This window comes from Paenibacillus sp. J31TS4 (genome assembly GCF_018403265.1).
Classification (GTDB): domain Bacteria; phylum Bacillota; class Bacilli; order Paenibacillales; family NBRC-103111; genus J31TS4.
In genome coordinates, this window is sequence record NZ_BOSI01000002.1 from 744,412 (window position 1) to 769,765 (window position 25,354).

The 25,354-nt window shown below is 61.7% G+C and carries 21 protein-coding genes; 17 read left to right on the plus strand and 4 right to left on the minus strand.

The genetic code is table 11. The annotated features are described in order from the left end of the window. Window position 1 precedes the first annotated feature (1 nt). The 10 genes from KJS47_RS14140 (at window position 2) to KJS47_RS14185 (ending at window position 12,704) form a co-directional block, all read left to right on the plus strand. Entirely contained in the window at window positions 2-1,708 is a 1,707-nt protein-coding gene (locus tag KJS47_RS14140; RefSeq protein ID WP_213525668.1) for a coiled-coil domain-containing protein, read from the plus strand. Between the two features lie 159 nt (window positions 1,709-1,867). After that, window positions 1,868-2,857, plus strand: a complete 990-nt coding sequence (locus KJS47_RS14145) for an AAA family ATPase (RefSeq protein ID WP_213525669.1) — start codon at window positions 1,868-1,870, stop codon at window positions 2,855-2,857. Further along, the gene (locus KJS47_RS14150) at window positions 2,854-3,744 is read left to right on the plus strand and encodes a DUF58 domain-containing protein (protein ID WP_249716379.1); all 891 of its coding nucleotides are present in this window, start codon (window positions 2,854-2,856) and stop codon (window positions 3,742-3,744) included. The genes KJS47_RS14145 and KJS47_RS14150 overlap by 4 nt, the downstream gene beginning before the upstream one ends. Before the next feature lie 52 nt (window positions 3,745-3,796). Beyond that, window positions 3,797-5,776, plus strand: coding sequence for a vWA domain-containing protein (locus tag KJS47_RS14155; protein WP_213525670.1), 1,980 nt, complete (start codon window positions 3,797-3,799; stop codon window positions 5,774-5,776). Beyond that, a complete protein-coding gene (locus tag KJS47_RS14160; protein ID WP_213525671.1) occupies window positions 5,760-8,654 on the plus strand; it encodes a VWA domain-containing protein in 2,895 nt (964 codons plus the stop codon). The genes KJS47_RS14155 and KJS47_RS14160 overlap by 17 nt, the downstream gene beginning before the upstream one ends. Window positions 8,655-8,744: 90 nt before the next feature. Beyond that, complete coding sequence (locus KJS47_RS14165; RefSeq protein ID WP_213525672.1) at window positions 8,745-9,233, plus strand: LiaF transmembrane domain-containing protein; 489 nt, start codon at window positions 8,745-8,747, stop codon at window positions 9,231-9,233. Between the two features lie 320 nt (window positions 9,234-9,553). After that, window positions 9,554-11,395 (plus strand): translational GTPase TypA, encoded by a 1,842-nt coding sequence (gene typA, locus KJS47_RS14170; RefSeq protein WP_213525673.1) that lies wholly within the window; start codon window positions 9,554-9,556, stop codon window positions 11,393-11,395. A 180-nt stretch (window positions 11,396-11,575) separates the two neighbouring features. Beyond that, window positions 11,576-11,860 carry a YlaH-like family protein gene (locus KJS47_RS14175; protein ID WP_306433030.1) on the plus strand — a complete coding sequence of 95 codons (285 nt, stop codon included), beginning with the start codon at window positions 11,576-11,578 and terminating at the stop codon, window positions 11,858-11,860. Window positions 11,861-11,873: 13 nt separating this feature from the next. Beyond that, entirely contained in the window at window positions 11,874-12,149 is a 276-nt protein-coding gene (locus KJS47_RS14180) for a hypothetical protein (protein ID WP_213525674.1), read from the plus strand. Window positions 12,150-12,251: 102 nt separating this feature from the next. Further along, the gene (locus tag KJS47_RS14185; RefSeq protein WP_213525675.1) at window positions 12,252-12,704 is read left to right on the plus strand and encodes a pyridoxamine 5'-phosphate oxidase family protein; all 453 of its coding nucleotides are present in this window, start codon (window positions 12,252-12,254) and stop codon (window positions 12,702-12,704) included. A gap of 32 nt (window positions 12,705-12,736) precedes the next feature. Here KJS47_RS14185 and KJS47_RS14190 read toward each other — a convergent pair whose 3' ends face one another. Next, on the minus strand, window positions 12,737-13,279 hold the full coding sequence (locus tag KJS47_RS14190; protein WP_213525676.1) for a YhcN/YlaJ family sporulation lipoprotein: 543 nt from the start codon (window positions 13,277-13,279) through the stop codon (window positions 12,737-12,739). Window positions 13,280-13,382: 103 nt separating this feature from the next. Between KJS47_RS14190 and KJS47_RS14195 the strand changes: the two genes are divergently transcribed. Continuing rightward, window positions 13,383-14,714: a PhoH family protein gene (locus KJS47_RS14195; protein WP_213525677.1), complete on the plus strand. Its 1,332-nt coding sequence runs from the start codon at window positions 13,383-13,385 to the stop codon at window positions 14,712-14,714. A 298-nt stretch (window positions 14,715-15,012) separates the two neighbouring features. Continuing rightward, complete coding sequence (locus tag KJS47_RS14200) at window positions 15,013-16,335, plus strand: sugar ABC transporter substrate-binding protein (protein WP_213525678.1); 1,323 nt, start codon at window positions 15,013-15,015, stop codon at window positions 16,333-16,335. Between the two features lie 42 nt (window positions 16,336-16,377). Here KJS47_RS14200 and KJS47_RS14205 read toward each other — a convergent pair whose 3' ends face one another. Then, on the minus strand, window positions 16,378-17,457 hold the full coding sequence (locus tag KJS47_RS14205; RefSeq protein ID WP_213525679.1) for a coiled-coil domain-containing protein: 1,080 nt from the start codon (window positions 17,455-17,457) through the stop codon (window positions 16,378-16,380). Window positions 17,458-17,578: 121 nt separating this feature from the next. Beyond that, window positions 17,579-18,541 carry a hypothetical protein gene (locus KJS47_RS14210; protein WP_213525680.1) on the minus strand — a complete coding sequence of 321 codons (963 nt, stop codon included), beginning with the start codon at window positions 18,539-18,541 and terminating at the stop codon, window positions 17,579-17,581. Between the two features lie 90 nt (window positions 18,542-18,631). On the opposite strand from KJS47_RS14210, the gene KJS47_RS14215 reads away from it, so the two are divergent. Further along, the gene (locus KJS47_RS14215; protein WP_213525681.1) at window positions 18,632-19,813 is read left to right on the plus strand and encodes a class I SAM-dependent methyltransferase; all 1,182 of its coding nucleotides are present in this window, start codon (window positions 18,632-18,634) and stop codon (window positions 19,811-19,813) included. A gap of 163 nt (window positions 19,814-19,976) precedes the next feature. Here KJS47_RS14215 and KJS47_RS14220 read toward each other — a convergent pair whose 3' ends face one another. Continuing rightward, window positions 19,977-20,207, minus strand: a complete 231-nt coding sequence (locus tag KJS47_RS14220; RefSeq protein WP_213525682.1) for a DUF2626 domain-containing protein — start codon at window positions 20,205-20,207, stop codon at window positions 19,977-19,979. 326 nt (window positions 20,208-20,533) lie between these two features. Between KJS47_RS14220 and KJS47_RS14225 the strand changes: the two genes are divergently transcribed. From KJS47_RS14225 to KJS47_RS14240, 4 genes are all read left to right on the plus strand, one after another. Further along, a complete protein-coding gene (locus KJS47_RS14225; protein WP_213525683.1) occupies window positions 20,534-21,184 on the plus strand; it encodes an RsfA family transcriptional regulator in 651 nt (216 codons plus the stop codon). A gap of 176 nt (window positions 21,185-21,360) precedes the next feature. Continuing rightward, the gene (locus tag KJS47_RS14230; RefSeq protein ID WP_213525684.1) at window positions 21,361-22,317 is read left to right on the plus strand and encodes a ketopantoate reductase family protein; all 957 of its coding nucleotides are present in this window, start codon (window positions 21,361-21,363) and stop codon (window positions 22,315-22,317) included. A gap of 262 nt (window positions 22,318-22,579) precedes the next feature. Further along, a complete protein-coding gene (locus KJS47_RS14235; protein ID WP_213525685.1) occupies window positions 22,580-24,241 on the plus strand; it encodes a peptide ABC transporter substrate-binding protein in 1,662 nt (553 codons plus the stop codon). A gap of 176 nt (window positions 24,242-24,417) precedes the next feature. Beyond that, window positions 24,418-25,350, plus strand: coding sequence for an ABC transporter permease (locus KJS47_RS14240; protein ID WP_213525686.1), 933 nt, complete (start codon window positions 24,418-24,420; stop codon window positions 25,348-25,350). The last annotated feature ends 4 nt before the right edge of the window (window positions 25,351-25,354 follow it).

The window sequence follows — 25,354 nt, forward strand, 5'->3', positions numbered from 1 at the left end:
CATGCCGAACGAAACAATAAGAGGCTATTTGCATACCGTCCGCACCCGGCTGTACCGGCTGGCCGTCCTCCGGCATCTCTGGCTGGGCGTCCTGACGGGGATGACAGCGGCGTGTCTACTGGCAGCCGCGGCCTTCGTATTCCCTTTGGGGAGCTACCGGGCCGCCTGCGCGGCCGCTGTGGCAATGGGAGCGGCCGGCTTCGCCGGTTACGCCGCCTCGCGGGGGCCGACTGTCCGGGATGCGGCCCGGCGCATGGACTCAGGCGGTCTGGAGGACCGGATGACGACGGCGCTCGCCTACGAGACGGCGGATACGCTCGTCGCCCGGCTGCAGCGGGAGGAAGCTGCTCAGTACGCAGAAACGTATACCGCCAAGCTGAGCGCTCGACTGCCGTTCCGGCTGCCGCGCCGGGAGCTGGCTGCAGGAGGCGTCCTCCTTGTGTCACTCACCTTACTTTTGCTGCTGCCCAACCCGATGGACGCCGTGACGGTACGGGCGGCCGGGGAGAAAAATTGGCTGTCCGAACAGCGGGAGCTGGCCGCTGATCTGAAGCGGGAATGGGAGCAGTCCGACACCGAGACGGGGAGGGGAATGACCCAGGCGCTTGACGAGCTGCAGACGGGCGTGAAGGATAGCGAGTCGGCGCTTGCGGCGCTGGAGCGTATGGAGCGGACACTTAAGGAGATGCAGCGGCTGGCGGAAGCCGAGGAGAAGAAGGCCGCTCAGGCGGAGTCCTTCCTCCAGCAGCTGAACCAGCGACAGGAGCTCCGCCCGCTCGCCGAAGCGATGGAGCGGGGGGACGCGGAAGCGGCCGCGAAGGCCGCTGCTTCCCTCCTGGAGCAGGCACGGCAGCAGGACCCGGAAGGACGAGACGAGCTCGCAAACCGGCTCGAAGAGCTGGCCGCGCAGACGCCGGGCGGCGAAGAAGCCGCCCGAAAAGCGGCGGAGGCGCTGCGGGAGCTGGCCTCCAGCCTCCGCGACGGCTCGGAGCCGGAAGGCAGCTCGGCGGCGGAGCTGGGCGAGGCTCTCGCCGCGGCGCAGGCCGGCCGCGAGGAAGCGGAGCGGCTGCTTGCCGAGCTCCGGGAATCCGGGGCGCGGCTCGCGCAGTCGGGTCTCGCCATGGCCGGGGAGCTGGCCGAGCAAGGTGCCGCCGTCCCGCCCGGCTGGGGCCAGAGCGGCAGCGCTGCGGCGATGGCGGCCGCGGATGCCGGAGGCGCAGGAGGTGCGGCGAGCGGAGCCGGAAGCCCCGCAGGAAGCGGTTCCGGCGGGCTGGCAGGGCCCGGCAGCGCGGGCACCGGAAGCGGCACCGGGCCGGGGACGGGCGATGGAGCCGGCGGTCCAGGCACCGGCCCGGGTGCGGGGACCGGCAGCCAGGGCTCCGGAGGCGGAGCCGGCGCCGGTGGGACCGGCAGCGGCGCGGGCGGCTTGAGCGGCGGCGTCGGGACGGGCTCCCGCAGCCTCGTCACCACGCCGGGCGCTTCCTCCGGCGGCGGCACACCGACGCTGGACGCCGGTCCTCTGAACGGGACGGGCGGTCAGGTCGAGAAGGGGGTCCCTGTGCCGGTCGGCCCCGGCAGCATGCGGCCGTATGAAGAAGTATACGGGAGCTATGCGGCGGAAGCGACGGAATCGCTTAACCGCTCGGAGCTTCCGGGCAGCGTGCAGAATTTGGTCCGTGACTATTTTCTCGAAATCCAGCCGAATTAGCAGGAGGCTCCAGAACGAGCGCTCCGGCAAGGCCGGAATGCACAGCCGGATGGACGCGGTTGCTCGTTCCACTTGCACGGAAATCCGCCCGGATACCTCGGAGGGGCGGCAGGCCCGAGGAGCAAGGAGCCCCATGACGACACGTAGAGGAGTGGCAGTATGATCGAATCGCAACAGCAGCTGGCGGAGTGGCGGGAGACGATAGCCGGCATCCGCGAGCAGATCGGCGAGGTGATTGTCGGCCAGCAGGAGGTGGTGGAGCAGCTGCTCTGGTGCCTCTTGGCCGGCGGTCATGCGCTTGTGGAGGGCATTCCGGGCCTCGGCAAGACGATGCTCGTTAAGACGGTGGCGGATACCGTCGATCTTAGCTTTTCCAGAATTCAGTTCACCCCCGATCTGATGCCCGCCGACATAACGGGCACCAACATCATCTCGTTCGGGGCGCAGGGAGAGGCGGCGTACCGGTTCGAGCGTGGGCCGCTCTTCGGCAACCTCGTGCTCGCCGACGAGATCAACCGGGCCACCCCCAAGACGCAGAGCGCACTGCTCGAGGCTATGCAGGAGAGAACGGTGACGGTTGGGCCGGTCACGCACAAGCTGCCGGAGCCTTTCTTCGTTCTGGCGACGCAGAATCCGCTTGAGCAGGAGGGAACCTATGCCCTGCCGGAGGCGCAGCTGGACCGGTTCCTGCTGAAGATCCACGTGACCTATCCGACGCGGGACGAGCTCAAGGCGATCGTCATGCGGACGACGGGGGGAGAAGAAAGAAGGGCTTCGCGCGTTACCGGCGGGGAGACGATCGCCGCCATCCAGCGGGGGGCACGCGACATTTTGCTCGCGGAAGACGTCTTGGAAGAGGCCGTTCGCCTCGTTATGATGACGCACCCCGGCGAGCCGGACGCTCCGGAGGAGGTCAAGCGGTATGTCCGGTTCGGCTCCGGCCCCCGCGGCCTTCAGGCGGTCGTCTCCGTCGCCAAGGTAAGGGCGCTTATGGCGGGACGCCTTCATGTCTCGAGAGGAGATCTGCGCCAGGCCGCGCTGCCTGCGCTGCGGCACCGGATCTTTTTGAGCTATGAGGGACAGGCGTCCGGCATGACGGCCGATGCAGTGCTTCATTCGGTGCTGGCGCGTTGGGAGGCGGCCCCGTGACGGACGGCAGGCTGCTTCCGGACGACATGCTGGTTCTGCTGGACCGCGCATCGCTCTGGTCCCGCCGCCGGATGAGCGGCACGAGACAGGGCCGCCGCCAATCCCGGCAGCAGGGCAGCTCGCTGGAATTCGCCGACTACCGGCTGTACGTGCCAGGTGACGATCTTCGGCGGCTGGACTGGAACGCCTACGGGCGGACGGGCAAGCCTTTTTTGAAGCTGTTCCTGGACGAACAGGAGCTGCCGGTCACGCTGTACATAGACGCCTCCGCTTCCATGGCCTTTGGGGAGCAGGGGCAAGCCGCCAAATTCCGCTACGCCCGGCAGCTGGCGGCCTGCATCGGCTACGCCGCGCTCTCCGGAGGCGACCGGATTGCGGCCCACCTGTTCGGGGAGGCGGTTCGGGATACGCTGCCCCCGCTTGCCGGCAAAGCGTCGGCGGGGCGCTTGTTCGCGTTTTTGGAGACAGGCGAGGCCGGCGGACGGGGGGACCTCGCCGCGGCGCTTGCCCATCCCGCCGCCCGTCCGAGGCGTCCCGGGATGAGCTGGATCTTCTCGGATTTTCTGTATGAGGACGCGGGCAGCGGGGCGTTGACCGCGCTTGCGGCCGCCGGCCAGGAAACGGTCGCCGTCCAGGTGCTTGCGCCTGAGGAAGTCGATCCGCAGCTTACGGGGGATCTCAAGCTGACCGACAGCGAAACCGGCGCGCAGAAAGAAGTCGCCCTTTCGGGCAAGGTGCTTCGGCAGTACAGGGAGGCCGTGAGCGGCCATACGGAATCGCTGCGTGCATTCTGCCTGACAAGAGGCATCGGATTCGTCCGTTTGACGACGGACACCCCGCTGCGCCTCGCGGCCATGGAGCTGCTCGGAGGACCGGGTATGCGCTAACAAGAAGAAACGGAGCGGGCTGCGGCCCGGTATCCGGGAGAGGAGGACGGGGATGGGGTTCGATTCGGCGGCCAGCTGGTGGTTCGCACTGGCGCTTCCGGCCATTGCGGCTATGTATCTACTGAAAAAAACGTATGACCGCCGGACAGTCCCGAGCACGCTGCTCTGGGAACGAGCCTTGCAGGACAGCGAGGCGAATCGTCCCTGGCAGCGGCTCCGCCGCAGGCTGCTCCTGCTTCTGCAGCTGCTCGCCGCCGCTCTGCTCGTCCTGGCGCTGACCGAGCCATACGCATGGTTGCCGAGAAGCGCCGGCGCCCAGGTCGTCATCCTGCTGGACAATTCCGCGAGCATGCAGGCAGCCACAGCTAGGGCAGAAGAGACAGCGGGTTCCGGTCCCGGCCGCACGTCGCCTGCGGCGGCGCAGGCGGAGAAAGGCGGTCCGACCCGGCTGGAGGCAGCGAAGGCCGACCTGCTGCAGTGGGTACGGAAGGAAGCAAAGCACAGCCGGTTTACCGTTATTGCCTTCGGGGAAGGCGGGCCGGAATCTGTCCTCTCGGGCGGCACGGCAGGGGAACTCGAGGCAGCGGTCGGCTCCGTCCGGCCTTTTTACGGCAGGGCGGCGTATGAGGAAGCCGTCTCGCTCGCCGGCGCGATCGCGCGCGAGGAGAAGGAGGCGGAGCTCCGTCTGTATACGGACGGCCAGTGGCCGGAGCCGGCGGGATGGCCGGAGGGCGGCATTCCGTACACGGTCGTCCGGGCGGAGGAGAAGCGGACCGACAACATTAGCGTCGTGCAGTTCGGCGTCCGTTCGGGCACGTCCGGGCGCTCTGCCGCCGGCACCGCCTCGGTCAAAAACTGGAGCGGCCGCGAGATGGAGCTGGACGTGTCCGTGTATGCGGACAGCCGTCTCGCTTATCAGCGGAAGGAAACCGTCAAGGCGGGCGAGCAGAAAACGCTCGCCATCGGGTCTTTGCCGGAGGCGCAGGTCTACCGGCTTGCGCTGACGGCGGACGACGCGATCCGGGAGGACAATACCGCCCACGCCTTCGCATCAGGCGCCCAGACGAGCCGCGCGCTGCTGGCAGGAGAAGGTAACCTCTTTCTGGAGAAAGCGCTGGCTCTCGCAGGCGTCGAGGTCGTAAAAGCGACGAAAGGCGAGACCGGCTATGTTCTTCCGGACAGCGAGGTCGACTGGATCGTGCTGGATTCCGTTGCGGAAGCGGAGTTCCGGTCGCCCGAATGGCAAACGGCGCTCGCCGGCAAGCCCGTCTGGTACATCCACACGGGGATAGAGGGGCCGGAGGAGCCGGTGCCCGCGGGGATCTATACCGTCGCGGAGCATCCGGTCACCCGCTACATCCGCCTGCAGGACGCCCACATCGCGTCCGTGCTGACGGGGAGGGTGCCGCTGTGGGCCCGTCCGCTGGTCCGTGCGGAGTCCCGCCCGCTCATCATGGCAGGAGAAGAAAATGGTCGGCCGCGCCTCTTGTTTGCCTTCGATCTGCGCCGTTCGGATCTCCCGCTGCGGCCGGAATTTCCGGTGCTCGTGCAGAATGCGGCCGAATGGCTGGGCGCCGCAAAGCCCGGCCAGCTCGGAACCGCCCTGGCGTCCTCAGCGAAGGAAATCCCGCTGTCGGCTCTCGCCGCCGACGCCAAATGGGTGAATACCGACACGGGCGAAGAGAAGCCGGCTCATCGGACGGCCGGCCAGATCCAGGTCAGCCAGACCGTGCCAGCCGTGCCGGGCCTGTACCGGTTCGTCGAGCTCGATCAGCAAGGCAAAGAGATTCGTAACCGGCTGCTCGCGGTAGGCATGGATGGACGGGAGTCCAATCTGTCCAAGGCTGGCCGAGCCGCTGCGTCTGATCGACCGGTCACGGGAGCCGACCGGGAGCCTGACCTGGCGGCAGGTACCGCCTCTAGGACAGCCGATGGACGGTCGGCGGTGCCGCTGATGATGGCGGCTGCGGCCTTGGTGCTCCTGGCCGTGCTGGCCGAAGGGGAGGTGTATCGGCGTGGGCATTCACTTTGAGCATCTGTGGGTGCTGCTTCTTTTGCTTCCGGCGTTCGGCTATCTGCTTTGGAGCTGCCGGTCCACCCACCGGCTCGCAGGCGGCCGCAAGCGGGCGGCGTATGCACTGCGCGGCCTCGTGCTGCTCCTCATCATCGCGGTGCTTGCGGGGCTTGAGACCTACACCGTCACCCAGAGACGCGCGGTTCTGTTCGTTGCCGACCGGTCGGACAGCATGGCCGATCCCGAACGGCTGGCCGACTGGATTCGGCAGGCCGAGACGGGCAAGAATAGGGAGGACGAGCTGGGCATCGTATCGGTCGGAAGGGAGGCGGCCGCGGAACGGAGGCCGGATAGCCGTTCGCTGGAGGGCTTCCGCTGGACCGCTCCGGTGAACCGCCAGTTTACGAATCTCGAAGCGGGGCTGCGCGCCGCTGCCGGTCTGCTTCCCGAGTCGGCGGAACGCCGGGCGGTGCTGATCAGCGACGGAGAAGAAAATGTCGGGGACCTGCTCCGCCAAGGCCGGCTGCTGAAGGACCGCGGCATTCCGGTTGATGTGCTGCACGTGCCGTCGGAGCGGGGGGCGGACGCCGCCATCGAGAGTGTTCGCGTACCCGAAAAGCTGTATCCGGGCGAGAGCTACAAGCTGGAGGTAGCGGTAGCCAGCACCCGCGCGGGCCAGGCGACGCTTCGCCTCTATGAGGATAACAGGGAACTCGGCGTGCGAGAGGTGACACTTGAGAAGGGGACGAACCGGTTCGTCCTGCAGGGGCTGGCCAAGGAGCCGGGCTTTCACCGTTATCGGGCGGAAATCTACATGGAAGGCGACGTCCAGGCGGCCAACAATGCCGGAGCCGCGTTCAGCCGCGTCACCGGGCCGCCCCGTGTGCTGCTTGTCGAGGGAGAGCCGGGAACGTCGCGGACCATCGCTTCGCTGCTGGAAGCGGGCGGGGTGAGCACCGAGACTGCTGCGCCGGAGCTTCTTCCCCGCGAACTGGCCGGGTATACGGCCTACGATAGCATCGTGCTGAACAACGTGCCGGCGACGCGGATTGCAGAGTCGCAGATGGAGCGCTTGGAGGAGGCGGTCCGCAGCTTCGGCGTCGGGCTCGTCATGCTGGGCGGCGAGAACAGCTACGGCCTCGGCGGCTATTACCAGACGCCGATCGAGAAGGCCCTTCCCGTTTACATGGACCTGCGCGGCAAACGGGAAATGCCGTCGCTCGGCCTCGTGCTCGTCATCGACAAGTCAGGCAGCATGGCCGGCGAGAACATCCGGCTCGCCCAGGAAGCGGCGTCACGAACCGTCAACCTCATGCGGGAGAACGATACGCTGGGCGTGCTGGCGTTCGATTCGACGCCGTGGTGGGTCGTCAAGCCCGAAAAGCTGACCGACAAGGACAAGGTGACCCGCGCGATCCGTTCGATTCCGGCGGACGGCGGCACGGAAATCTACACGGCGGTGGAGGAAGCTTACAAGCAGCTTGCCGATTCAAGCGCACAGCGCAAGCACATCATCCTGCTGACGGACGGCCAGTCGGCAACGGATAAAAGCTACGAGTCGCTCACTGCTGACATGCGCAAAAAAGGCATTACCCTCTCGACCGTCGCGATCGGCGACGGGGCGGACCGCCGGCTGCTCGAGCGGCTCGCGGAGCTGGCGGAGGGACGGTCTTATTTTACGAACGATATGAGCACGGTCCCGGCTATCTTCAGCCGAGAGGCGGTGCTTATCTCCCGGACGTATATCGTCGACCGGACGTTCACGCCGATCGTCGGGCAGGGGACCGATTGGAGCGCCTTCTGGGCGGGAGGCGTGCCTTCTCTGGACGGCTATATCGCTGTGACGCCCAAGGAAACGGCTGAGGTGTCCCTGCTCAGCCCGGTGCCGGATCCGGTGCTCGCCCGCTGGCAGTACGGCTCAGGCCGGACGGTGGCGTGGACGAGTGACGTGAGCGGCAAATGGTCGAAGAACTGGGTCGCCTGGGACCGGTTCCCGCAGGTATTTCATCAGATCATCAAATGGACGTTCCCACAGTTTGACGCCTCTCCCTTCCAGATCAGCAGCCGCTTGGAGGACGGGCACGCGCACTTGGCGGTGCGAAGCGCGGTGCCTGATTTTCAGGGTGAGCTCAAGGCGACGGTGACCGGCGAATCGCTAGAGAGCCAGGAGGTAGAACTCGTGCCGACGATGCCCGGTGAGTACGAGGCCAATCTGCCCGTCACCGAGCCGGGAGCCTATCTGATGCGGCTCGACGTCAAGGGTGCTGCGGGGGAGGATGGAAAGCAGGGGCTCTCGGGCTCGGTCACATCGGGCTTCGTCCTGCCGTATTCAGCCGAATACCGGATCACGGAGGGCGATGGCGGGGAGAAGCTGGCCCGGCTTGCCGAACTGACCGGCGGCCGCGTATTGTCGCTGGAGCGCCCCGAGGAGGTGTTCGCGGGCGAAGCTCCGGCCCGGCGCGAGTACCGCAGCCTGGCGCGTCCCCTCCTCATCGCGGCGCTGCTGCTGTGGATCGCCGACATTGCCGTGCGGCGGCTGTCGCTTCCGTGGCGCCGACTCGCTGCGGCTGTGGCGGGACGACGCCGCGCGGAAGCGGAGGCGGCTCCCGAGGCGGCGCCAGCGCTGGCGCGCTTGCAGCGGCGGCTGAGCGCGAAGGATGCACCGACCGGAGCGCCGCAGGAGAGCGCCGTTCGTGCGTTGGAGCCCGATGCGCCGCAGGGCGGCACCGCGCGTGCGGCGGAGCCGGGCGTGCCGCAGGGCAGTGCCTCGCAGGCGGCAGAGCCCGCCGCGCCGCGTGGCAGCACCGCGCAGGACGCGGAGCCGGGCACGCCGGAGGAAGAGGCCGGCAGCACGATGAGTCGGCTGCTGGCCGCGAGGAACAGGCGGCGCCGGTAAGGGAGTGTTCGCAGGGTACTGGTTTTTTTTGAGGCGATCCGCTAAACTTGGTGTAGTTTGGTGTCGCAATCTGTTGGCGGGAGGCTCTCCATGCAAAGAAACCAAGTATCCATCGGACTGATCCTGATCGTGGTCGCCGTCATTCTGCTGCTCGGCAAGCTGGGCGTTTTCAGTTTCCTGGCCTATCTGCTCTGGCCGGCACTGCTGCTTATCCCGGGTCTGGCGCTGCATTACCTGTACTTCAACCGGAGGCTTCCCGCCGGCGTGCTCGTGCCGGGAGGCATTCTGGTGACGTACTCGCTCCTGTTCTTTTTCTGCAACCTGTTCGGCTGGGGAGCGATGAAGGTGCTGTGGCCGGGCTTCTTGTTCGGAGCCGCCGTAGGCCTGTATGAACTGTACTACTTCGACCGTACGAGTCCGCGCGGCGTGCTGGGCGCATCGGTGTTCTTGGCCGTGCTGTCTGCCGTCCTGTTCGGCTTCATGGTCCTGTTTACCGCTGCGATCTACGTGCTGGTAGCTCTACTCCTTGTTGCGGGTGTTCTGCTTTTGTTCCGGGGGAACGGGCGGAAACTGCGCTGAGAATGGTGAACAAATTCTTGCTTTTTGAAGCAATATTCGTTATACTATTATGGCAATGTTAGGCGTCGAGGCTATCCTCCGACGCTGTTTTACTGGATTGGACCTATCTGCCCTAGAGGGACAGACGAGTTCGAACCGGGCTGACCATTCCTGTAACCGAGGCAGTCCGCGTTCCGGTCCGGGGCAATCTCGGCCGGCCGGCTAAGCCATGACAGACAGCTTCTTCGAAGATCCTTCGACAGAAGCTTTTCTTGATGGAAGGTTTGCCTAGAGCTTTCCTTCTGCAGAGGACCATACCACGATGAGAGGAACTACTACCTATGCATGACCGCAATAAAATCAAAAACATCGCCATTATCGCGCACGTCGACCATGGCAAGACCACTCTGGTCGACAAGCTGCTGCAGCAATCGGGCACCTTCCGCGAGAACGAGGCGATTCAGGAACGCGCCATGGACTCGAACGACATCGAGCGGGAACGCGGGATTACGATCCTCGCGAAGAACACCGCCATTCATTATAAAGACTATTTGATCAACATCGTCGATACTCCCGGACACGCCGACTTCGGCGGAGAAGTGGAGCGGATCATGAAGATGGTCGACGGCGTACTGCTCGTCGTCGACGCGTTCGAAGGCTGTATGCCGCAGACCAAATTCGTGCTGCGCAAAGCCCTCGAGCAAAACCTTCATCCGATCGTCGTCGTGAACAAAATCGACCGTCCGAACGCCCGTCCGGCCGAGGTCATCGACGAAGTGCTGGACCTGTTCATCGAGCTCGGCGCAAACGACGAGCAGCTGGACTTCCAAGTGGTCTACGCTTCCGCCCTCCAGGGCACTTCTTCCTATGACCCCGAGAAGCAGGGAGAGAACATGGAGGCGCTCTACGAGACGATCGTCGAGCATATCCCGTCTCCGACCGAGAATCCGGAGCTGCCGCTTCAATTCCTCGTCACGCTGATGGACTACAACGAATACCTCGGCCGTATCGCGATCGGTCGCGTCAACCGCGGCAAGATCCGCTCCGGCCAGCCGGTGGCCGTTATGACCCGCGAGGGCGGCGTCAAACAGGCGCGCATCGAGAAGCTCTTCGGCTTCCAGGGCTTGAAGCGCGTTGAGATTCCGGAAGCCGGAGCCGGCGATATCGTCGCCATCTCGGGCATCAAGGACATCAACATCGGAGAAACAATTGCCGATCCGGCCAACCCAGAAGCGCTGCCGGTTCTGAAGATCGACGAGCCGACACTGCAGATGACGTTCCTCGTCAACAACAGCCCGTTCGCGGGCCGCGAAGGCAAGTGGGTCACCTCCCGCAAGCTGCGCGAGCGTCTGTTCAAGGAACTCGAAACCGACGTCAGCCTTCGGGTGGAAGAGACCGATAGCCCGGACGCCTTCATCGTTTCCGGACGCGGCGAGCTTCATCTCGGCATCCTGATCGAGAATATGCGCCGCGAAGGCTTCGAGCTCCAGGTGTCCAAGCCGGAGGTCATCATCAAGGAGATCGACGGCCAGAAGATGGAGCCGGTCGAGCGCCTCATCATCGACGTGCCGGAGGACAGTATGGGCGCGGTCATGGAGAGCCTCGGCTCCCGCAAGGCCGAGATGGTCAACATGGTGAACAACGGCACAGGCACCGTCCGTCTCGAGTTCCTGATTCCGGCCCGCGGCCTGATCGGGTACCGGACGAACTTCCTGACGCTCACCCGGGGATACGGCGTCATGAACCATGCATTCGACAGCTATGGCCCGTATTACGGCTCTAATGTCGGCGGCCGTCACCAGGGCGTGCTCGTCTCGAGTGAGACCGGAACGTCGACGCTGTACGGGATTCTGTCCATCGAAGACCGCGGCATTCTGTTCCTTACGCCGGGCAGCGAAGTATACGAAGGCATGATCGTCGGCGAACATACCCGCGACAACGACATCATCGTCAACATCTGCAAGGAGAAGCAGCTGACGAACGTACGCTCCTCCGGCAAGGACGATACAGTCAAGATGAAGACGCCTCGTCTCTATTCACTCGAGCAGGCGCTGGAATACCTCAATGACGACGAATATTGCGAGATTACGCCCAAGTCCCTTCGCCTCCGGAAGAAAATTCTGAACAAGAACGAGCGCGAGCGGGCCGAGAAGCATCGGAAGATGGCGGAATCGAACATTTAATGGTATGGTAGAGAAAAGCCCGGCAGGAGCGTGTCCCGTTCCCGCCGGCGGTAGTATGAGGCGAGAGCCGGTCCGGGCAGCATCCGCTCCGCGGCAGACGGGTCAAGCGAATCCAGCTTGGTCCGTCCGGAGCGATGCGCCTAGGCCGGCTCTCTTGCCGTTCAAGGAGGGTCAAAGGTCTTGTCCGCAATACTCGACTGGTTGTCCGCGCATCCCATTGTCACGCTGGTCCTGATTTACGTCTTCCTGGTGTATATTTACAACAAGGTCTTCAAGGTACGCCGCCTGCCGATCCTCAAGGAAATTCTCATTTATTTCCTCATTCTGATCGGCGCCTTTCTGCTGACGACGTTCCAGGTGTTCATGCAGCTTCCGATCGTTCCCAGCCTTTCGATCGCGGTGCTGCTCATGCTAATGGTACGCATCCGCTACTTCGTCGAAGCACGCCAAAGCCGCAAATCCTGAAAGGGGAATCCGGATGAAGCTTCAGGACGCTCTCTTTAACTGGCTGCAGATTCAACTCGTCGCCGACGCCCGGCCCGATGACGGGGCCGCCCGGGAGACGGTCGCGTTCTTCGAGCAGGTGCTGCGCGAGGATCACGGCGTTACCGAAATGAGCATTGCCGCCCAGGACGCTACGATGGTACACGTCCGTTACCGGGTCCGGGAGACCACCAAGCTCCAGCTGTTCGACCGGGAAGCCGCCGAACAGCTGCTGGCGGACATCGAGACCCACCCGCATCACTATGGATAATCGGTAAGGGGCAAGAGCAGCCGGCCGCGCATGATGGCTGGCTGTTCGGGCATATGCTATAATGAAGGCGGTAGACAAACTCGCTCGAAGGAGGATCGCCTAATGGCCGACCCCGTTAATGCTCTTCCCGAGTCGCTGCTTCCGAAGCTGAGGCACAATGCGTTCGTCTTCCTGACGACGCTGGACGCGGATACCGGCGCTCCCCAGATGAACGCCGTGTCCTGGGTGCATGCCGTATCTCCCGAGAGAATCCGAATCGCCGTCGACCGCCGCTCGCGCATCGTCGCCAACGTGCAGAGCCGGCCCGATGTCGCCGCTTCGTTCTTCGGCGACAACTCGTTTCATACGGTGAACGGGACCGCCCGGATCATCGCCGACCCGCTCGAGGACGTGCCGCTCAAGCTGGCATGCCTGGAGATCGAGGTAGCGGCAGTTCGCGACGCCATGTTCTACGGTTCGCGCGTCTCTGTCGAACCGGAATACGAGAAGACCTACGACCAGCGCGCAGCCGACAAGCTGGACGGACAAGTGTTTGATGCCATGACAAAAGCCTGACCGCTTTCCTGCGGTCAGGCTTTTGTCTTCCTTCAAAGATTATTCGACTGATAGTTGTTTGGATTGTCGTTCTTCGTCGGCGGATTGCTCTGGGGGGAGGTGTCCCGGGGCGTCTGCGGCATCAAGCGGCCGATAATGTCGCCGAGCTCTTCCGCGAAGCCTGCGATCGGGCGTCCCGCCTGAACGTCGGCAGCCATTTCCCGGATCCGCTGAGTCATATCGAGGTCGGCTGTCACGAACGCATTCACGCCGTGCGGGTCTTTGCGGAGCGCTTCCGCCGCGGAATACTTAATCGAATCCACGCGTGCCCGCTCCAGATCCGGCTTGACGTTGATGCCGACGATGGCCGTATTGCCGAAGACGAGACAGCGCGCGTCCTCGACCTGGGGAATGCCCTTCACGAGGCTTTCCAGATGCGCTGTCAGCTGGGCGCGGTCCGGGCGGGCGGGAGATTCCTGGACCGTTTGCTGTCTGACCGAATGGGTTCCCGGCGAGGGAGCGGGCGCCGCTCCCTTATTGGTTCCGCAGCCGGAAAGCGCCGCCGCCAATACCGCCAGTGCTACGAATGCCTTCATTGTGCACGTCCTTTCCGCAAATCGATTTGACGGTAGTTTGTCCGATCGGGAATGGAACTATCCATTCTCCGCTTGACCATAGCCGAAAGGGGAGCGTTACGTCATGAAGAAAATTTATGTACTGGATACCAACGTTCTGCTGCACGATCCGAACGCCGTCTATGCGTTTGCCGATAACGAAGTGGTGATCCCGGCCGTCGTGCTGGAGGAGATCGACGCGAAGAAACGGCTGGCGGATGAGATAGGTCGCAACGCCCGGACCGTTTCCCGGCTGCTCGACGGCTTCCGAAGTAAGGGGCGTCTCTATGACGGCGTTCTGCTCGAGGGTGGCGGGCGGATCAAGGTCGAATTGAACCATCGCAGCTTCCTGAAGATGCAGGAAGTGTTCGGCGAGGTTACGAACGACAACCGCATCCTTGCCGTGGCGCTCAATTATTTGCTCGAGGAGCAGCAGGAAGCGGAACCCCGGCCGGTAGTGCTAGTCAGCAAGGATACGCTCGTGCGGATCAAGGCCGACGTCCTTGGTATTCCGGCGGAAGATTACATGTCGGACCGGGTCGTATCCGAGCCGGAGATGTATGGGGGCTGCCTGACGGTGAACGTCCATCCGTCCGTCATCGACGAGTTCTATTCCTTTCGCCAGATCGGGGTAAACAGCCTGGGCCTGCGGCACCCGCTTCATCCTCATCAGTTCGTCATTTTGCGCGACGAGCTGGGGACGACCAAGTCGGCGCTGCTCAAAGTCAATGCCGATGCCAAAAAGCTGGAGCCGCTTTATCTGAGCAACGAGCCGGTCTGGGGAATCTCCGCCCGTAACGCGCAGCAGCGGATGGCGCTAGAGCTGCTGCTGAACGACGAGATCCCGCTCGTCACGCTGTCCGGGAAGGCGGGGACCGGCAAGACGCTGCTGACGCTGGCGGCCGGGCTACTCAAGACGGAGGACGAACACCGATACAAGAAGCTTCTGATCGCGCGCCCGGTCGTTCCGATGGGCAAGGATATCGGCTTCCTGCCGGGAGAAAAGGAGGAAAAGCTGCGTCCCTGGATGCAGCCGATCTACGATAATTTGGAGTACCTGTTCGATACGAAGAAGGCGGGCGACATTGACAAGATTCTTGCCGGACTCGGGAGCATTCAGGTCGAAGCGCTGACCTACATCCGGGGGAGATCGATCCCGGGACAATTCATCATTATCGACGAGGCTCAGAATTTGTCCCGACACGAAGTCAAGACCATTGTGTCGCGGGTCGGGGAAGGAAGCAAGATCGTTCTGCTGGGGGACCCTGGCCAGATCGACCACCCTTATCTGGACGCCATGAGCAACGGACTTACCTACGTCGTCGAACGGTTCAAAAAGGAATCGGTCAGCGGCCATATTACGCTCGAGCGCGGGGAGCGGTCGAAGCTCGCCCAGCTTGCCGCCGATCTCCTGTAGATGGCTTCCCTCCTTCTAACGGTCTAGTATCTTAGGCCCAGAATCGCTATACTGGAAGGAACGACTGCTAGGCTCGCCGTCCGCGTCCCCGGGATATCCGGGGATGAGGGGCGCAGCAGCAGGAACCGATTCGGCTTTTCCTTGGACGACCAACGGTCGGACAAGGGATACCTGCCCGGAAGGCCTCATGTTGCCGGCTTTGATGGCATGCCATAGCGGGCAGAGGGTGGAACAAGCCGCGGCGGTTCGCCGGAATCGGTCAACGGATTTTTCGTATAGAATGGAAGGGGTATTCAGCTTGTCCAGAAAACGCATCGCTCTTTTACTTTTTGCCGTGTTTGGCCTCTCGGCCATTTTGATAGCGCAATGGATGGATGGCGGAGGGAAGTCGTTATCCTCCTTTACGCAAGTAGGAGGTGGAGGGAACGCCGGAGGAACGGAGGGGGAGACGGGCCGCAGCAGCCAGTCGGTCCGGGTAGCCGTCACGATGGGCGAGGAGGAGTTCGCTTCGATGAAGAAGCTGGCGGATCAATATGAAGCGTCGCACAAGGGAGTGGAGCTGAAGATTGACAACCTGCCTCCCGAGGAAGCCTATGCCGCGCTGAAAAAGGAAGCTCAGCTCGGCCAGCCGCATGACGTCATGCTGCTGCCGAACGAATGGCTCAACGAGTTCGCGGCGCTCGGCTATCTGTCGACGGTCGACGATCTGTTGACCGGCGATCAGCAGTCCCAGCGGATCGCCACCTCGCTCAATCAAGTGAAGTGGAACGGGTTTCTATGGGGCATTCCCAAAGATGTAGATCCGTATATAATCGCCTGGAGCAAGGAAAAGGCCGCTGCGTGGTCCAAGGACCATACGCCGGAGTCGACCGAGGAGCTGCTCGCCTGGATCAAGCAGTTCCACAAGCCGGATGGTACAGGGTACGGGCTCTATGCAAGAACGGAGGACGCCTACTCGCTGCTCTCCCTCGTGTCGGCCACCGGCATTCCTGCCGATACGACCGGCAGTCCTCTCGCACGGCTGGACGAGCCGGGCTCCATCCAGCAGCTGCAATCGCTTCTGCTCCCTGATGAGAAGACGTGGAGCGCGGAAGCGTTCGAACGCCACTACCCAGCGGAGGGGAAGGGGTTCCAGCCATGGGAGCTGCTGGAGAGCGGCAAGCTGGCCGCTTTCCTCACCACGGTATCGGACTACAAGCTGCACGGCGGCGACTCGGTAACGATCAGCGCACTGCCGGTCACCGTCACCGGAAAACTCTCGCAGATGGGCACCTGGCTCAAGGGAAGGAGCTACGCGCTTTCCTCGAAAGCAAAAACAAACCAGGCGGCAGTCGCCTGGCTGAAAGAGATTAGCTCGCTCGATTCCGAGATGAAGCTGTGGGCGGACGGCCGGAGGCTGCCTGCGCTTATCCCAGCCTATACGACCTCGGCGCTGCGCAACGATCCGTCCTACAAGTCGTACGCCTGGCTGGTCGAGCAGGGCCGCGTGCTGCCGGTTCAAATCGACGCCGCCAAGAAGCTGGCGGCGCTGCAGGCCGACGCCGCCATGCTGCGGCAGGGGAAGCTCGATCTCAAGCGGTTCGGCGAAACGACGGCCGCCCAATGGAAGCCGCAGCCTTAACCGGGCTCCTGCTGCCGCGCAGAGAGGTGGGCCGGCGCCCCGTTACTTCAGCTTAAGCTTCATCTTCAGCGTCAGCAGCCCATTGTCGGTCGATACTTCGGACGCCTGGACGAACGGGACGACCTTGTCGGGGGAAATGCCGAGAGGGAAATCCTCCTCCATCGCCCGGATCGTTGTATCCGGCAGCGGGAAGCCGTTGAAGACGAGCTCCTCTATGCGGAATGTGAGCCGGTTCGCCGGCGCTTCCTTCAAGACGTAGTGGCCTTTTATGGAGACCGCTACGTCTTTTTCGTTGCCGGTAATCCGGAAGGAGCCTCCTTGGAACGAGAAGGTGACATTGTCGAACAGCGGGTTTTTGGAACGAAAAAACGCGATAAGGTCGGTATCGCTGATCTGGAACGTCAATCCGTTCAGGTAGCGGTTGCCGCCGCTGCCTCCGAGCAGCTCGGAAATGTTCTCCATCTCCGTTGCCATCGCCTGGAAGTAGCTGCGGAAGACCGGAAGGCCTTTGTCTCGCCATTGTGTCGTCAAATCGACGATCTGCTTGAACACCTCCTGGGCTTCAGGCGAAGCCTGAGCCGCCCGGTTGACCTCCTCCTGGAGCGCGACTACGCGGTCCCGTTCCCGGACAAATGCGGTCTTAACCTGCTGAAGCTCGTGACTGTCTGTCAGCAGGCTTTCTTTTTGGTCCTTCAGCTTCTTATAGGAATCGGCATAGGCGTTGAGAGCCCTCTGGTCATTCTCTACGATCAGCGTCAACGATTCCAGAACGAAAATAGCGTCGGACAGCGATTTGACGCTGAACAGCAGCATCCATACCGAATCGCGGTCCCCCATATAGTAAGCGCGGAGAACGTGGCCGGCATGCTCGCGCACTTCCACGAGCTTCTGTTCGTTTTCCCGGATCGTCCGTTCGGTTTCGGCCAGCTTGGCCTCCAGCCTGGTTTCCTTCTCTGTCAAACGCGTTATTTCCTGTTCCAGCTCATAGATGGTGAGTCCCTTCTCAAGCAGCTTGCGCGTTTCCTCTAGCGTAGGCTCCGCAGCGCTTGCCGGAACGGGGCGGCCCACAGAGAGCAGCAGGCAGAGCAGCAGGACAAGAGCGTTGCGGAACGGCTTGGCCATCCAGATCCCCCTTTCGACGGGTCTACTCTCTACTCTATCGCTCACCCGCTTGAATGATGCCCATAAAAAAACTTCCCGGTCCGGGAAGCTGGGGCAGCAGTCAGGGCATGCGGGCGGGGGATTATTTGGTTCTCATCAGCTGGCGAAGCACGGTTTCCAGCGGGAAGACTTGCTTGGGCGGCTCCTTCTTGAACGAAGGCTCTGCGTTAATCGCATCAAACGCCTGATCATATGTGACGGTGCGCTCGGCGTTGGTGCCGTCCGGTTTGGTGACGGCAAATTTAAGCTCGATCCTCTCCTTGCGGACAAAACCTTGCTCGTCCACATGAAGCTCCAGCAGCCCGGGAGCCTTCACCTGGACGGACGAACCGCCGGTCTTGGCCGCTTCGGCCTGCTTGTCGGTCAGCAGCCCGCTTGTGCGGAGCTGTTCGATCAGCTCGGGCCATTTGGCATGAAGGGCGTCGGTCGCTTTTTGCGCGTTCTTGTCCGTCACTTCCACGCGGATCGTCCGCATAGCGGATTCCTTGTCCGCCTCGGGGCCCGGTCGGAACCAGTCGGCGTCGAAGCCGTCCAGCAAGGTGGCGGTAAGCTTGCCCCCTGCGCTTCCGGCGAGCTTAAGCTGCTGTTCCGTATCCTCGGCGGAACGGCCGGTGAGCGACGCCAATTGGTCCAGATCGAGCGAGTAGGACTCGCCAGGCTTACTAAGGAATGGTATGCTCAGAAACAGCTTCTTGTCCTGCAGCTGAAGCGGTAGTGACAACGCCGTCGAGCCGCCAGCCGGCGTCGCCTTCAGATCGGCTTCCACGCGAAGCGGATCGGTGGAGGCGGTTCCCTCCCAGGCCAGCTTGCCGCTGGTGAACATGCCCGTCAAGGTGCTGGCGATCGGGTTGTCCGCGCCCGGGGCCGGGGGCTGTCCGATGGCGAGGTCGGCCTCGCCTTTGAACGTATACGTCTTCATCTCTTGCTGCTTGTTCAGGGCGTCGAGCGCCTGCTTCTTCAGCTCCTCGCCGTCCGGCTTGTTGCAGCCCGACAGGAGCAGAAGGCCGGCGGCGGCCGCCAAAAACAGCGATTTGGTAGCACGCATAGTAGAAAGACTCCTTTGATATGGAAGTAAATGGAATATAGTGGCCGCAGTCCGTCCCTATTATACCGTTTTACCCGGGGGATGTCTCGGTTGAATCATACTTTGGAAGAAAGGGCGGGATCCAATATGGCGCGGACCGGTACGACGGAGGAGCTATCCGCTTGGATTCGGGCGAGAATCGAAGAGTCAGGTGAGCGAGCGGTACCGTTCGTTAAGTTTATGGAATGGTGCCTCTACCACCCGGATAGCGGCTATTATATGCGGAAGAATCCGAAGGTAGGGAAGGACGGCGACTTCTATACGAGCTCGGCCATCGGCGACGTCATGGGCCGAATGACCGCGCGGGAGCTTGCCCGCCTGGCGGATCGCTTCGGCTGGGGCGATTGGGATCTACTCGAATGGGGAGGCGGCACCGGCCGGTTCGCGGCGCAGGTGCTGGATGCGCTGGAGGAAGAGAGACCCGATCTGTATAGGGGTGTGAGGTTTCGCTCCGTGGATAACAGCCCCTTTCATCGGCAGCTGCAGAAGGAGACGCTTGAGCGCCACGCTGCGCGTGTTATCCCCGCGGACGAAACCGGCTGGGCACGGCTGGCGCGTCCGGACCGTACGATTATCCTGTCCAATGAGCTGCTGGACGCTTTTCCGGTCCACCGCGTAACGGCAAGAGGCGGCGAGCTGATGGAGCTGTGGGTGGCATGGGATGAGGACGCGGGGGGCTTCCGCTGGGAGGAGAGGCCGTGCTTTTCTCCAAAGCTGCTCAGCTATATGCGGCGGCACGGCATCCGGCTGCGCGACCGCCAGACGGCCGAGCTTAATCTGCAGGCCGAGGCTTGGCTGCGAGAACGCGCGCAGTGGCTTGAGGCCGGAGCGATCGTCACGATCGACTACGGCGACACGTCCGAGGAACTCTATGCCGGCCACCGGATGAACGGAACGCTGCTTGCCTACCGCCGGCATCAGGCGACGGACCGCCCGCTGGACTGGCCCGGAGACCAAGACATAACCGCACATGTCGACTTCTCCGTCTGCATGGAGGCGGGGAGAGAGGGTGGGATGACGGACCAGTCGCTGCGAACCCAGAAGCAATTCCTGATCGACAACGGCATCCTCGAGCTGCTGGCCGATCATGCGGGAACGGATCCGTTCAGCCCAGAAGCGCGGAGGAACCGTGCCGTCCGGCAGCTCCTGGTCAGCGATCAGATGAGCGAGCTGTTCAAGGTGCTCGTCCAGACGAAAACCAGGGGCACCGCCGGGCCACCCGACGGAAGTTAGCCTTGCAGTCGCTTCTCGGGGCGGCGGTACGGCAAGCGCGGGCATGCGGCAGGCGCCGCATCGCCTAGTTCTCGCCTGCACGTGGGCGGGGGGACGGAAGGAACGCACAAAAAAACGACCGCCGCAGCGGTCGTTTTTTTGCTTGTCCGGAGTTCCTCGGGCCCTAAAGCGGCATTTTGAAGAAAGACCAGTAGGTAAAGCCGGTAAATGCGATAAACATGTACCCCCAAAACAAGACTATGTAGGTACGCTCCGTCAGATTCATATAGCCCAACACCGCAAAGACGGCTGTCTGGAAGAAGAAAAGAAGCGCCATCGGAATCAAGTCGCCGGCCAGAGCCATCAATCCGATTACAAGTGTCCAGAACCCTAGAACACGATACATGCGTGCCACATGACAACCTCCCTTCACTGTTACGTTCGCAATTATCTCCATCCTATTATAGCGTCCAGTTCCTGGAGTGTAAACTGGCAAAGCGAGAAGGAATCGACAAAGTTTTCGCTAGCTCCGCTTTCCTTTACAGGTTTCCCCTTAACTTCGCCAAACATGTATGAGCCGTCTGAATTTTGGAAATACCTTTTAGTATCAAATAGATTCTATGAACTCTAGTATGGGCATAGAGATAATGTATCGGCGGGACCGTGTAGAGGTACGGAAGATCGCGGCCCGGACACCACAAAACATGCGAGTCCTTGTACTATAGGTTGGGAGGGTATGCGATGTCGGCAGTAAGACAAGATGCATGGAGTGAAGAAGATGATTTGGTTCTGGCGGAAGTGACGCTCCGTCATATTCGGGAAGGAAGCACCCAGCTGACCGCGTTCGAGGAGGTCGGCGAGAAGATCGGAAGAACGGCGGCAGCATGCGGATTCCGCTGGAACAGCTGCGTCCGCAAAAAATACGAGGCGGCAATCCAGATCGCCAAAGCCCAGCGGCAGAAGCGGAGCCAGTACAAGAAGCACGCCCAGGTGACGATGCCGAGTGTTTCGGCCCTCGGAATGCTGGAAACCAACGAAGTTGCGGTACGTACGGACGGCGTCTCGGAGGAAAGCTTGAGCTTCGACACCGTCATCCGCTTCCTCAAGCAGTGGAAGCACGCCTACCAGGAGCTGGCGCGGCAGGCCAAAGGGGTGGAGCGGGAGATGCAGGAGCTGCAGGAGGAAGCCGACAGGCTGCGCCGCGAGAACGAACGGCTCAGCAAGCAGGTGAACGAGGTGCAGACCGACTACCAGGTCGTCAACGACGACTACAAGGCGCTGATTCAGATTATGGACCGCGCCAGGAAGTTGGCGTTCCTCGTCGAGGAGGAAGACGACAACAAGTCGCGCTTCAAGATGGATGCTAACGGCAATCTGGAACGAATCGAATAGTAGCCCTTGTACGTCGGCCGTCCGGCAAGGAACCGACGCCGCGGCTGTCGGCCGGGAAAAGCCTACGCGCATGGCGCGGAGGTTTTTTGCCATTTGCCTGGAGAAGGGCCGGCGCATGCTATAATGGTGCCAGAATCTCGAACTGCTGCAGAAACGAGGGGAGGGAACTGGCGATTGTGAACATACGGGTTGTCGGAGGAGGCTCGCTCGGGCTGCTGCTTGCCGGGCGGCTCGCGGCCGGAGGCTCCTCGGTGGAGCTGCTCTGCAGGACGACCTCCCAGGCGGAGTTCTTGCGCCGGGACAAGCTGAGGCTCATCGAAGGCGAGGAGGCAAGAGAGATTTCGCTGTCCGTCCTCGCCGATGAGGAGGAGCGGACGGAGGAACGGAAGCCGGACTGGCTTCTCGTCACCGTCAAGCAGAAGGCGATCACGCCGGCATTTGCCCAGCGGCTGGCGGCCATGTGCGGGCCGGGCACGCGGGTCGCCTGTTTTCAAAACGGCGTCGGCCACACCGAGGTGCTGGCGGGGGCGCTCGGCGCCGAGCGGCTCTTCGCTGCGGTGACTACCGAGGGGGCGAGGAGAACCGGTCCCCGCGAGGTGGAGCATACTGGCCGCGGCATCACCTGGCTCGGGCCGGTCTATCCAGAGGCGCTCCGTCATGTGCCGGACGGGCCGGAGGCCGGGCTGCTGCAGCGGCTCCGAGAGGCGGGATTCGAGGCAGCCTACGCACCCCGCATGGAGCAGCTGGTCTGGAACAAGCTGATCATCAATGCTGTGATCAACCCGCTTACTGCCGTCCTGAACGTCAGGAACGGGGAGCTGCTTGAGCGGCCGGAGCTGCTAGAGGCGATGCGGGCACTGTACAAGGAGGCGGCAGGCATTGCGGGCTGCCAGGGAATCATCGTCTCGGAGAATTTGTGGGAGCAGGTGACCGGCGTCTGCCTGCGGACGGCGCGCAACCAGTCCTCCATGCTGCAGGACGTGCTGGCCGGGCGGGAGACGGAGATCGAGGCCATTACGGGCAGCCTCCTCCGACTCGGCGCAGAATGCGGCTTCGAGGCCAAATCGCATCAGCTGCTGTACTGGCTGGTCAAAGCCAAGTCGGCAAGCAAGACGATCGATGTGAAAATTTAGGACCATAGCAAGCAAAAAAACGGGAAGTTTCTTTCGGACGAACGCCGTCTGGAAGAAACTTCTCGTTTGTTAGTGACTACAAACTTTTTAAAAAAGCGTAGATTTTATTAACCAGTGGTTGTATAATTACTTTCATAATTATTTAACTATTTCGCCTTTTCTCATGACCTTTTACCCGGGTATTTGGTTAGGGGGTGTGCGGTGTCTTTGGCGTGCACCTGACCGACCAGCACCACAACATTCATTGATTAGGGAGGCCATCATGACACTAAAGAAGACCATGGTCGCTGCTCTCGCGGTAACGGTGCTCGGCACCACAGCCGTCGGCTGCGGCAACAACGACACAAAGAACTCCTCCGGTGACGGAGGCGCAAGCGGCTCTGCGGCCAAGCAGGAGATGAATATCAACTTTACGGCCGAACCGCCTGTGCTCGACAGCTCCAAAGCGACGACGAACGCCGCGTTCACCATGATCAATGCGCTGAACGAAGGACTGTACCGGCTGGACAAGGACGGCAAGCCTACTCCGGGTCTCGCAAAGGACATGCCTAAAATATCCGAAGACAAACTGACCTACACGATTACTCTCCGCGACAACCTGACGTGGGCGGACGGTTCGCCTCTCAAAGCAAGCGATTTTGTAAGCTCCTTCAAGCGGACGCTTGACCCGGCGACCAAAGCCCAATACAACTTCATGGTGGGCTGGATCAAGGGCGGCGAAGCGCTCATTACCGCCAAGCCGGAAGAGGTTCAGGCGAAGAAGGACGCGCTCGGCGTAAAGGCGCTCGACGACAAGACGCTCGAAATTACGCTTGAGAAGCCGGTAACCTTCTTTACCCAATTGCTCGCCTTCCCACTCTTCTTCCCGCAAAAAGAAGATTTTGTCGCCCAGCAAGGGGACAAGTACGGCAAGGATCCCGACAAGGTCATCGGCGCCGGACCGTTCATTTTGAAAGAGTGGGCGCATGAGCAGAAGCTCGTGTTCGAGAAAAATCCCAAGTATTGGGATGCGGCTAATGTGAAATTGGAGAAGTTCACTGTCAACATCGTGAAGGAGCCGGCAACGGGCGTGAACCTGTTCGATACGAAGGAAGCCGATTTGACAGACCTGACCGGCGACTATGTCAAGCAGTTCGAAGGCAAGCCGGAGTACACCGTCAAGAAAGAACTGACGAGCGCTTACCTGATGTTCGAGCAGAAGAAAGCGCCGTTCCTCGCGAACAAGAACATTCGCCAAGCGCTGACGATGGCCATTAACGGCAAGGCGCACGTCGAGACGGTGCTGAAGAACGGCTCCGTACCGGCGACCGGCCTCGTACCTGCGGGCACCGCGGACGGCAACAATGAGGAATTCCGCAAGGTGGCCGGGGATACCCAGCCGAAGTACGATGTGGCCAAAGCGAAAGAGCTTCTGCAAAAGGGTCTGCAGGAGCTCGGCATGACCCAGCTGCCGAAGTTCAAGGTAACGGCGGACGATACCGATGGTGCTAAGAAGACGCTCGAATTCATCCTCGCCCAGTGGAAGCAGAACCTCGGTGTCGAAGCCGTAGCTGAGCCGATCACTCACGCGCTGCGCGTCGACAGACAAAACAGCAAGGATTACGAGGTCTTGGTCAGCCTGTGGGGCGCGGACTACAACGATCCGATGACATTCATGGACATGTGGACGTCGACCAGCCCGCTGAACACGACCGACTGGTCTAGCCCGGCATATGACGAGCTGATCAAGAAAGCTGAAGACGAGAAAGATCCGGCCGCACGGTCCAAGGTGCTGGTGGAAGCCGAGAAGCTGCTGATGGACGAAATGCCGATCGGCCCGCTCTACTTCCGCAGCAAGGTTTACGCGAAAGCGCCGAAAGTGGAAGGAATCGTTCTGCCAAGCTTCGGGATCGAATGGGATCTGAAGTGGACATCCATTAAGTAGATAGCAAGATCCGCATCATATGCCACCAGATAGAAGGGGCCGTTCTTGCAAACTGGCAGAACGGCCCTTTTTTTTGAGACGGCCGGTTTCGGACATACCGGCACGTCCCTTAACTGGCGGCCCTGCTTGGCGGGATTCGGCGAATCCCTGATAGGAAACCGTGTTGGAGGTGTCGCATGCTAAAATTCGTTATTCGCCGTTTGATCTCCATGATCATAACGTTGTTTCTTATTACAACCGTTACGTTCTTTCTCATGATGAATTTGCCCGGCGACCCGTTTGGAGAGATGTCGCAAAAAATGTCCGCGGCGCAAAGGGCGGTTCTGTATCAGCAGTATGGTCTCGACAAACCGATGTTTCAGCAATATTTGCAGTACATGGGCAATGTGCTAAAAGGGGATTTGGGCGTCTCGTTCCAATACCCGAATACGTCCGTCAACGAAAAAATCGCACAATCGTTTCCGGCCTCTCTCGAGCTCGGCCTGTGGGCGCTGCTCATCGCCGTCGTGATCGGACTCTTGCTCGGGATCATAGCGGCGCTCAACCATAACCGGGGTCTAGATTACGCCGCCATGTTCACCGCCGTCGTCGGCGTGTCGATTCCTTCCATGGTGCTCGGCCCGCTGCTTTCCTATTATGTCGGGGTGAAGCTCGGCTGGTTCCCTCCCGGGCTCTGGGACACCCCGAAGCACCGCGTTCTGCCTGCGATCGCGCTCGGGTTCTCTACCGTCGCCATTCTCGCCCGTCTCATGCGGACTTCCATGCTCGACGTGCTGAACCAGGACTATATCAAGACGGCCAAAGCCAAAGGCCTGTCCCAAACGTCGACCGTCATCAAGCATACGATCCGCAACGCCATTCTGCCGGTCATTACCGTGCTCGGCCCTATCTTCGTCAATGTCATTACCGGTACGCTGATCGTGGAGCAGATCTTCTCCGTTCCCGGCCTCGGCAAGCACTTCGTGCAATCGATCCAGACCAAGGACATTACCATGATTGGCGGCCTCACGATTTTCTATTCCGCTATTCTCGTTGTCGTTATCTTTTTGACTGATATTCTATATGGTCTTGTAGATCCGCGAATCCGTCTGGCGAAAGGGAGGAAGTAGCGAT